This is a genomic window from Rhizobacter sp. P1_G5, assembly GCF_056405435.1.
In genome coordinates, this window is record NZ_JBFUCB010000171.1 from 1 (window position 1) to 10152 (window position 10152).

5 protein-coding genes and 1 pseudogene are annotated in these 10152 nt (G+C 70.4%); 3 read left to right on the forward strand and 3 right to left on the reverse strand.

Annotated elements, in window-relative coordinates:
• The 3 genes and pseudogenes from AC1D12_RS14010 to AC1D12_RS14020 all read right to left on the reverse strand — a co-directional run.
• Nucleotides 1-477 (reverse strand): annotated as a pseudogene (locus AC1D12_RS14010) (hypothetical protein); the annotation flags it as partial.
• Nucleotides 474-1106 carry a hypothetical protein gene (locus AC1D12_RS14015; RefSeq protein WP_477841041.1) on the reverse strand — a complete coding sequence of 211 codons (633 nt, stop codon included), beginning with the start codon at nt 1104-1106 and terminating at the stop codon, nt 474-476. The pseudogene AC1D12_RS14010 and the gene AC1D12_RS14015, both read right to left, overlap by 4 nt.
• A 70-nt stretch (nt 1107-1176) precedes the next feature.
• The gene (locus AC1D12_RS14020; RefSeq protein WP_477827351.1) at nt 1177-2058 is read right to left on the reverse strand and encodes a hypothetical protein; all 882 of its coding nucleotides are present in this window, start codon (nt 2056-2058) and stop codon (nt 1177-1179) included.
• 203 nt (nt 2059-2261) lie between these two features.
• On the opposite strand from AC1D12_RS14020, the gene AC1D12_RS14025 reads away from it, so the two are divergent.
• The 3 genes from AC1D12_RS14025 to AC1D12_RS14035 are packed head-to-tail and all read left to right on the forward strand — an operon-like array spanning nt 2262 to nt 10095.
• Nucleotides 2262-4391 (forward strand): CHAT domain-containing protein, encoded by a 2130-nt coding sequence (locus AC1D12_RS14025; protein ID WP_465113292.1) that lies wholly within the window; start codon nt 2262-2264, stop codon nt 4389-4391.
• A gap of 8 nt (nt 4392-4399) precedes the next feature.
• Nucleotides 4400-6034 carry a ShlB/FhaC/HecB family hemolysin secretion/activation protein gene (locus AC1D12_RS14030; RefSeq protein ID WP_477841042.1) on the forward strand — a complete coding sequence of 545 codons (1635 nt, stop codon included), beginning with the start codon at nt 4400-4402 and terminating at the stop codon, nt 6032-6034.
• Between the two features lie 11 nt (nt 6035-6045).
• Nucleotides 6046-10095: a beta strand repeat-containing protein gene (locus AC1D12_RS14035; RefSeq protein WP_477841043.1), complete on the forward strand. Its 4050-nt coding sequence runs from the start codon at nt 6046-6048 to the stop codon at nt 10093-10095.
• The last annotated feature ends 57 nt before the right edge of the window (nt 10096-10152 follow it).

A 10152-nucleotide genomic window follows, 5' to 3' on the forward strand; every position in this document is an offset into this window, starting at 1 on the left:
CTTCAGGTACTGGATGGCGTTCAGCCGACCCGCTGCGTCGTAGGCGATGCGCGCGGTCACGCCCCGGCTGTCGATGCGCGTCGACACGCGGCCCGCCTCATCGACGCTGAGGTCGGTGACGCCGGTGTCCGGGCTGATCACCTGATGCCCTCCGCCTGGCTTCTCCGGATAGCGCGTGACCAGCCGGCGCGGGTCGGTCACCTGGGTAAGCCGGTCGCGGCCGTCGTGCTCCAACTCGGTGACGCCACCCGCCGGATCGACATGCGCCTTGACGCGGTTCAGCGGGTCATACGCCAGCCGGGTCTCGAGGTTCAGCGTGCCGGCGCCGCGGATCACCTTGGTGACCTGCCCCTCGGCGTCGTACTCGTGGCGCGTCACCGACCGGGGCGAGACGGGCGGCGGAGGCAAGGTCTGCGCCTCGACGACAGACATGAAGATCGCGCCGCAGGCCACCAGGCATCGCATCGCGCGCCTCATGGCGTCGTCTCCCGGCCTTCGATCTTCTGCACCCGACCGAGATCGTCGACGATGCGCTCCAGCGTGCGCCGCAAGTTCCCGCCGGGATCCTGCACCTTCTCCCGGACCTTGATGCTGGCCATGTCCAGCAGGTAGTCGATGCGGTGGCCCTGCTCGTCGTAGACCGCCACCTTCCGGTGGGCATCGTCGTAGTCCCAGCCGATCCAGCTGCCGTCCGGCAGGGTCAGCCGCTTGAGCTGCCCCGCGGCATCGTAGGTGTAGCGCGTGACGCGCCCGGCCACGTCGCGTGTCAGGAGCCGCTGCCGCAGGTCGTAGGTCTGCCGCGTGACGACGCCATTCGGGTCAACGCTTTCGAGCAGCTTGCCCGATCGGTCGTAGCGCAGGTAGCGCGTGACGCGCCCGTCGCTCGCCGTCTCGCTCTGCAGGTCGCCGACCATGTGGTCGGCGGTCTTGTCCTCGTAGTAGGTCCAGGYCGTCGTCGTGCCGTCCGGCGCCGTCTCGGTGAGCTTCTGCCCGCGTGCGTTGTAGGTCCAGCTCCAGACCTTGGCGCCYGGCGGGTAGCCCGCCATCGCATTCAGCGGCAAGGCGAGTGAAACGATGACGGCAAGCCKTCTGGTGATGTCCAGCATGAATCCCCCTGATCTCTGTTGCGCTTGACGCGTCGCAGTCTTCAGAGGGTGTTTGCAGAAAATATGGAGATCACCCTTTCGGCAGTGCGCCGGGCTGTGGCAGCGGATCCGATGGCGGCCCGATCCTCAGCAGCACGTCGACCACGTTCTCGACCAGTCCCGAAGACTGCTCCCAGACGCGGTCGAGCGCGAAATGAGCATCCAGCGCCGCGCTGACCAACCCCTTCATGGCCCGCGTCAATTCGTGCGGCACACGGCCCGCGCCGCACAGTGCGTCGATCATCTCCAAGGCATGGCGCCTGATGTCTTCCTCGGAGCCGGCATGCATGCTGACCCTCAGCAGGCCCTGCAGCACGGGGCCGAGTTCGGCACTGCGCCAGAACAGGTCCGGCGACGACGTGTCCATGGCTTCGCGCAGCGACCCCAGGCGATCTGCAAACGCGGCGGCGTTCCCCTTGCGGGCGAATTTCTCGAAGCTCGCGTGATCGTTCGCCAGCAGGATCACCGCCAGCGCGCGTCGACGATCCGTCTCGTCCGACGTGCCGGGGGCGAGCGCGGACAGCAGGCGCCGGCTCACACCACCCCACAGCGTGTCCAGTGCGGCCATGCGATCCCCCTGCACGGGCAACGCCTCGATCGTGCGGGCCTCCCTCATCAGATCGCCCAGCAGGTCCTTGAAATTCAACGGCGCCCGCAGCTGCGGCTCGTTGCAGATCCTGACCTTCTTCGGTTCGGGCGCTGTCCCCTCCTGTTCGACCGGCTTGCGCTTGGCCACACGCTTGACCACGCCCTCGACCTGCGTCCAGATCACCTGTGCGGCGCCCTTCCTGGCCTTCACCACCTTCTCCGCCTTCCCGGGCTCCTCAGGCTTCACGTTGCGACCGTCGTCGGTCGTGTCCTCGTTCAGCAACAGCGGCTTCTTCAGGCGCAACTCATCGATCTTCCTCTTCATGAACCCACTCCTCTCGTTGTGACAGCCCCCTCTGTAACAACAGTCCCGCGGAAAGTTCGCGCCGCCCCGTCCCCCTAGAACCACCAGCGACTCACCTTGGTCACTTTGTGGCGCCGGGCACGCCTCTTAGCATCGCCCCGCGATTGCTCCCCAACGCAGCCCGCGGCATGGCGGCTCGCTTGCATCGAAAGGCATCTGTTGTGTTGACCTCTCCCGTTCGTGCGGGCTGCGTGGCGTTGGCCTGCGCGCTGCTCCTGGCCACCGGTGCCCACGCCCAATCGGCCACCACTGCCGACGGCCTCGCGCCGGCCAACAACCAGGCCCGCGACGCCCTCGCCCGCCAGCGCGACGCCGAAAGCCTCTTTTCCGTCAGCGCCGAAGGCAAGGCGCTCTACGCGCGCGACGTCGTCAAGCTCGACGGCTACGGCTACTGCGGCCGCTCGATCGCGCTCGCCGAGCAGGGCGAGTTCCGCCAGAGCATCCGCGCCGCCAGCAAGGCCCTGCACCTCGGCCAGGCCGACGACAACGACGACCTCAAATCCCTCGCRCAGCGCGACCTCGCGATCGCCTACAGCTACGCCGGCCTGCTCGACGAGGCCGAGCGCTTCGCGAACGGCTCGCTCGCCCTGACGCCGAAGAACCCGCAGCAGGCCCACGCGCCGTCGTTGAAGGTGCTCGGCGACATCGCGGTGCGCCGCGCCCGCTACGGCGATGCCGCCGGCTACTACGCCCGCAGCATCGCGCTCGCGAGCGACCGCTTCCGCCCGCTGGTGCAGGTCTCGCTCGCCAACGCCTACACCGCCGCCGGCCGCGCGCCCGAGGCGCTGAAGCAGCTCGACCAGGTCCCCGTGCGCGAGACCGACAAGCTCGGCCCCTTCTACAAGCGCAGCCGCGCCAACGCCCTGCTCGGCAGCGCGCAGCCGAACGAGGCACTGGCTCTTTTCAGGCAGGTTCTCGCCGACCCCGGCGCCGGCGACACCGCCTACCACCGCCTGTGGGCCTCCGAAGGCATCGCGCGCGTCGAGGCCGCCCGCGGCGACAAGCCAGCCGCGCTGGCCGCCTACCTCGACACCGTGCAGCAGGCCGAGCGCCTGCGCAGCAAGTTCACCAGCGAGGAGTTCAAGACCGGCCTGTTCGGCGACATCCAGCAGGTGTTCAACGCCGCATTGGCGCTGAGCCTCGATGCGCGCAACTACGAGGCCGCGTGGACGCTCTCCGAGGCCTCGCGCTCGCGCCAGCTGCTCGATTCCATCCGCGACCGCGCGAGCGACACGCTGGCGCAGGAGCGCGTCTCGCTGCCCGAGCTGCAGCGCTCGCTCGGTGCCGGCGACGCGGTGCTGCAGTTCCACGTGCTCGACGACCGCAGCATCGTCTGGCTGATCACGCGCAGCGGGCTGTCGGCCGCGCTGATCCCGCAGGGCCAGGCCTCGCTCGCGAAGCAGGTCGAGGGCTTCCGCAGCAGCGTCATCGAACGCCGCCGCGACACCACCTCGCTCGCGCAGCAGCTCTTCAAGTCGCTGCTGTCCGGCATTGACCTGGGTGACGCTCGCCGCCTCTTCGTCGTGCCGCACGGCCCGCTGCACTACCTGCCGTTCCAGGCGCTGCACGACGGCCGCGGTTTCCTGGTCGAGCGCAGCGCGCTGGCGGTGTGGCCGTCGGCCGCCGTCGGCTCGAAGCTGCTTGCGCGCGGCAACGCGCAGGCCTCGTCGCTGCTCGGCTTCGGCAACCCGGCCACCGACCGCGACGTGCCGCCGCTGCCCGGCGCCGAGCGCGAGGTGCAGAAGGTGGCCCAGCAGTTCGGCCGCAGCGAGGTCTTCGTGCAGCAAGAGGCCACCAAGCAGCGCTTCAAGGAAGGCGCCGCCTCGGCGAGCGTGGTGCACATCGCCGCGCACGCCGAGCTCGACGAGGTCGATCCGCTGTTCTCACGCGTGCTGCTGGCCTCCACCCCCAGCGAGCCCGGGCTGCTGGAGGCACGCGACATCTACAACCTGAAGCTCGACGGCGTGCGCCTGATGACGCTGTCGGCCTGCGAGAGCGGGCTCGGCAAGGTGTCGCGCGGCGACGAGATCGTCGGCTTCACGCACTCGATCCTGTCGGCCGGCGCGAACAGCATCGTCGCGTCGCTGTGGCCGGTGGCCGATGAATCCACCGACCTGCTGATGACCCGGCTGTACCGCGAACTGGCCGGCGGCCGCGACCTGATGGGCGCGATGCAACAGGCCGAACTCGAGGTGCAGAAGAACCGCCGCTTCGCGCATCCGTTCTTCTGGGCCCCCTTCAACGTCGTCGGGAATGGACGCCTGCAGGTGTTCAACGCGGTGGCCGCACGATGAGAACGAGCATGACCCACCTTCCCTTGCGCACGCTGCCGATGGCCCTGGCCCTGGCATTCCCGTTGACGTCACATGGCCAGACCGAAGCCCCCGCGCTGCGCAACGCGCCGCAGGCCGCCGAAGCCGCCTCGGCGCCGCGCGCCACGGCCAGGCCGCTCGTCAAGTTCACGATCACCTCGGTGCGCTTCACGCCCACCAAGGCGGTGCCCGAAGCCGAGCTGCAGCAGGTCGTCAAGCCCTGGCTGAACCGCGAGATCGTCGCCACCGACCTCGCGGTGGTCGCGGTCGCGCTGCGCCGCTTCTACGAGGAGCGCGGCTACGGCCTGGTCGGCGTCGGCTTCCCGACGCAGGACCTGGCGCAGGGCGTGCTGCAGATCGCGATCGTCGAGCCGCGCATCGTCCGCGTGACGGTCGAGAGCCCCGACAAGCCGCCGATCTCGCCGCAGAAGATCACCGCGGTGCTGGAGCGCAACGGCATCGCGAAGGACGAGCCGCTCGACGTGCTGGCGCTCGATCGCGCGATGTACACGCTGAACGACTGGCCCGGCGTCGGCGCCAAGTCGACGCTGCTGCCCACCGGCGACGAAGGCCGCTACGCGATCGCGGTGCAGACCGAGGCGCGCCGCGGCTGGGACGCGAGCGTCGATGCCGACAACTACGGCTCCGAGACGACCGGCCGCTACCGCGCCGGTGCGCTGCTGCGCTGGAACAACCCGACCGGCTCGGGCGACAACCTCGACCTGCGGGCCTCCGTCTCCAGCGGCAAGGGCACGCTGGTCGGCCGGCTCGGCTACGAGATCCCGCTCGGCTCGACCGCGTGGCGGCTGGGYGCCGGCATCTCGCGCGTCGAGTACGAGCTGGGGCAGGATTTCGCCGGTGCCGGCGCGGTCGGCTCGGCCAACGTCGCCGATGTGTCGCTGTCGTACCCCTTCATCCGCACGCGCGACCGCAACCTGGTCGGCCGCGTCGCACTGACGAGCAAGAAGCTGGTCGACGAGTTCGGCGACACCACCGAGAAGAAGGTGCGCGGCGGCGAGTTCGGCCTGTCGTTCGAGAACCGCGACGCGTTCGCCGGTGGCGGCTYCACCGGCGGCAACGTCTCGTTGCAGTTCGGCAAGCTCGACATCGAGAGCGAGGTCTACCGCAACTACGACAGCGGCCTCGGCGACCGCGCAACGCAGGGCAGCTTCCGCAAGCTCGGCGTGCAGGTCAACCGGCTGCAGGCCGTGGTGCCGCGGGTGTCGCTGTTCGTCGGGCTGGTCGGCCAGTTCGCGAGCAAGAACCTCGACAACGCCGAGAAGATGACGCTCGGCGGCGCGCGCGGCGTGCGCGCCTACCCGTCGGCCGAAGGCTCGTCGGACGAAGCCGCGGTGCTGAACACCGAGCTGCGGCTGTGGATCGACCCGCAGTGGACCGGCTTCGTCTTCCACGACGCCGGCCACGGCAAGCGCTTCAAGCGCCCGGACGACGACGGCCGGCCGAACACGCTGAACCTGCACGGCTCCGGCCTGGGCGTGCAGTACACCAACCCCGAGCTCTTCACGCTGAAGGCCGCCGTCGCGCGGCGCGGCGACGAGCCCGTCACCTCCGAAGCCGACGACAAGCGCACCCGCTTCCTGGTCGAGCTGCAGCACGCATTCTGAGGATCCACACCATGGCAACCCGCTCCCTCTCGTTCCAACCCCGCTTCGAACCCCGTCTGCTGCCGGTCGCGCTGGCCGCTGCGCTTGCGCTCGGYGGGCCGGCTTTTGCTGCGCCGGCCGTCACGCAGCTGCCGGTCGTCAAGCCCGGTGGCGCGCAGATCAATGCCACCGTCGGCACATCGAGCGGCGGCACCAACCCGACGCTCGCCGTCACGCAGAACGCGAGCGCGACCAACCGCGCGCTGGTCGAGTGGGAGAGCTTCAGCGTCGGCAGCAGCGCCAAGGTCAACTTCACGCAGCCGAACGCGCAGAGCATCCTGATCAACCGCGTGACCGGCAATGCCAACGGCATCCCGGCCAGCGAGATCTACGGCGGCATCAGTGCCAACGGCCGGGTGTTCCTCGTCAACCCGACCGGCATCGTGTTCGGGCCGAGCGCGCAGGTGAACGTCGGCTCGCTGGTGGCGACCACGCTGGACCTGTCGGCCAGCATGTCGGACAACAACTACGCCGGCTTCATCAACGGCAGCGGCATCGACTTCGAGACCACCGTGGCACCGACCGGTGGCCGCAGCGTTCAGGTGATGGAAGCCGACAAGCCGCTGGTGCCGCAGATCCAGGCGGGCGAAGGCGGCTCGATCCTGCTGATCGGGCGCGACGGCGTCGAGCATTTTGGCGTGATCAGTGCGCCGCGCGGCTCGATCACGCTGAGTTCCGCCGGGAGCGCGACGCTGGCGCCGGTCACCACCAGCGGCTACATCGAGGTGGCGCTCGACACGCCGGCCGTGCGCAGCGGCGGCGTGCTGATCGGCAGCGGCTCGCAGACGCTGGCAAGCGGCGGCGCGATCCGCATCGGTGCGGCGGCTGAAGAAAGCGGCACGCGCTCCGAGGTGATCACGATCGAGGGCACCGTCAGCACCGACAGCACGACCGGCGCCGGCGGCACCATCGACATCGATGCCGGCAGCGATGCCGCATCGCAGCTGGTGCTGAACGGCGCCACGCTGGGCGCCAGCAGCAGCGTCGGCCTGGGCGGGCGCATCACGCTCGGCGGGCGCGACATCTCGCTGAACTCGGCCGTCATCCCGGCGCTGGCGGGGCGCGCGGGTCGTCCCTCGGCCAGCGCGGCGGCACCCAACGGCGGCACCTCGATCGCCGCCGACGGCGCCACCGGTGGCGGCAGCGTGACGATCGGCGGCACCGACACCGGCTCGCTGCTCGTCGCGAGCGGCAGCACCGTCAGCGCCGACGCCACCGGCAGCGGCGACGGCGGCTCGATCGCGATGCAGGCGATGCTGAACCGCATGGTGTCGGCCTCGCCGACCKGCCTGCCGCGCACCGAGTTCGGCGTGCTGGAGATGTACGGCACGCTGCATGCGCGCGGCGGCGTGAACGGCGGCAACGGCGGCAGCATCGAGACCTCGGGCCTGGCGATGACGACCAGCCTGACCGACAGCACCGAAGGCTTCGTGATCGGCCAGGGCACGGTCGATGCACGCGCCCGTGCGGCGGGCGGCAAGGCCGGCACCTGGACGCTGGATCCGTTCGACGTGACGATCTCGACCACCGGGGCCACCACCACCGACGGCAGCTTCAACCCGACCGGCCCGGGCGCCAACATCCGCGCCGACGACATCTCCGCCGCGCTGGACGGCGGCACCAGCGTGACGATCTCGACCGGCACCGGCAACACCGGCTCGGCCACCGGCACCATCACGCTGGAAGGCGGCGCGGCGATCGTGCGCAGCGCCGGCACCGGGGCCACGAGCCTCACGCTGCAGGCGCACGACAGCATCGTGCTYGGCACCGGCAGCTCGATCACGGTGAAGGGCGCCGGCCCGCTCGACATCAACCTGCTGAGCGACCTGGACGGCACCGGCAGCGGCAACGTCAGCATCAACGGCGCGACGCTCGCCACCGCCGGCGGCAACCTGCTGATCAGCGGCGGCACGACGCCGGCCAGCGGCTTCGCGCGCGGCAACGGCCAGATCGCCGGTGTCGAGCTGAACGTCACCACCGTCGACACGCGCGGCACGACCGGTGCCGGCGACGTGACGATCCGCGGCGCAGGCGGCCCGGGCACCTTCGAATCCGGGGTCGTGATCTCCGGCACCGACATCAACGCGAACAACATCAGCGTGCTCGGACTCTCGGGGGCCGGTTCGGCCCTGCAGATCAGTGGCAGCTCGTTGACCACCGCAGCCGGCACGATCGACCTGCGCGGCGTCGCAACGCGCACCGCCGCCGCCGGCAACCAGGCCATCGGGCTGGACATCGGCACGCTGTCGATCTCGGCCGGCACCGGCTCGGTGCTGCTGGCGGGGCGCGCCGACGACGCCGGCGTCACGCTGGTCGAGACCAGCGCGGCAGTCGGCCTGCGCTACAGCACGCTGTCGATCGGCGGTGCCGAGAACTCGACCGGCACGATCACGCTGGCCGGGCAGGCTGCCAACGCGAGCGGCGGCATCGGCGTGCAGTACAACGCCGGCGAGAGCAACGGCCTGCACATCGACAGCGGCCCGACCGACGGCACGCCGGGCTCGACCGGCGCCAACGTCGTGATCGGCGGCGAGAGCGGCGGCGGCACCGCGCTCGACCTCGGCACCTCGTTCAACCCGTTCATCCGCACGACCGGGTATGTGAACTTCCGGCCGCTGGGCGTCGATGCGAACGGCGGGCTGACCGAGCAGACCGACATCGCGATCCGGATCGGCCTCGCCGACACCGGCGGTGGCGCGGGGGTGCGCACGCCGAACGGCCCGCGCGCGCAGGCGGCGGCGCAGCCGGGCGACGAGTTCTATGTCGACGCGAGCTGGCTGCAGCCGGCGAGCGACAACGTCGGCGGCGTGACGGCCGGCAAGGGCATCGTCGTCGGCTCGGCGGGGCACGTCGGCCAGATCACGCTCGATGGTGGCGCGCTGGCGAACCACGACGCGGTGTCGCTGACGCTGCAGAACCAGGGCAACGGCTCGGCCGGCATCGTGCTGGGCGGCCAGAACTCGGTCGGCACGCTCGGGCTGATGAGCAGCGGTGCGGTGACGCAGACCGGGCCGATCAGCGTGCAGACGCTGGTGATCCAGGGCAGCGGCGGAAACAGCGTGACGCTCACGAATGCGCAGAACCAGATCGGCACGCTGGCCTTCGATCCGCCGGGCTCGCTGTCGGTGGTGACGGGCGGCAACCTGGTGGTGGATGCGGCCTCGGCGGCATCGTTCGATGCGGCGGGCGCGGGGTTCTCGACGCTCGCGATCACCGACAGCCAGGGCGGCGCGAGTGCGCTGCTGCAGGCGGCCGGCAGCATCACGCTGAACCRTTCGATCTCGATGGACAACGAGGTCGGCCGGCTCGACATCGTGTCGCCGACGCAGGTGATCTTCGGCACCGGTGCGACGCTGTCGGCCGGCACGCGCTGGAGCGTGTGGGCACCGTCGGTGACCGGCCTGGCGGCCAACTCGGGCGCGATCCGCTATTACGGCTGCGCGTTCGGCGACACCGGGACCTGTTCGGTGTCGGGCATCGCGCTGCCGCAGACCGGGCAGCAGGTGCTGTTGCCGACGCAGCCGACGGTCACTGTCGCCGCGACGCCGGCGAACGGGCCGGCCGGCGCGATCCCGCCGCTGACGTACACGGTGACGGGCCTGCAGGACGGCGACACCGCCGCGACGGCGTTGACCGGCGCGCTCGCGACGACGGCGACGCCGACCAGCCCGGAGGGCAGCTATGCGATCACGCAGGGCACGCTGACCTCACCGACCGGCTACGTGATCACGTTCCAGGGCGCGAACCTGGTGCTGGGCGCGGCGCAGATCAGCAACCTCGACATCCTGGGCATCACGCGCGAGGCGCTGCAGTCGCGCTTCCAGTCGCAGTTCGAATCGGGCGTGTACGGGCGCAACCTGGCGCAGCCGTACATCTGCACGGCGGCCTCGCTGATCCGTGGGTTGTCGGCGGACGACAAGCAATCGGATCCGCTGGCGGCCGAGTGGGGGAAGGTGCGGAATCAGCCGCAGCTGTCGGGGTGCCTGGATGTGAGTGATGGAGGGTCTTGCTCGGCGTTCTGATGGTTGCTTCGCGGCGCGGGGGGTGAGGGAATGGGCTGGGGGCTCATGCCGAGGCGG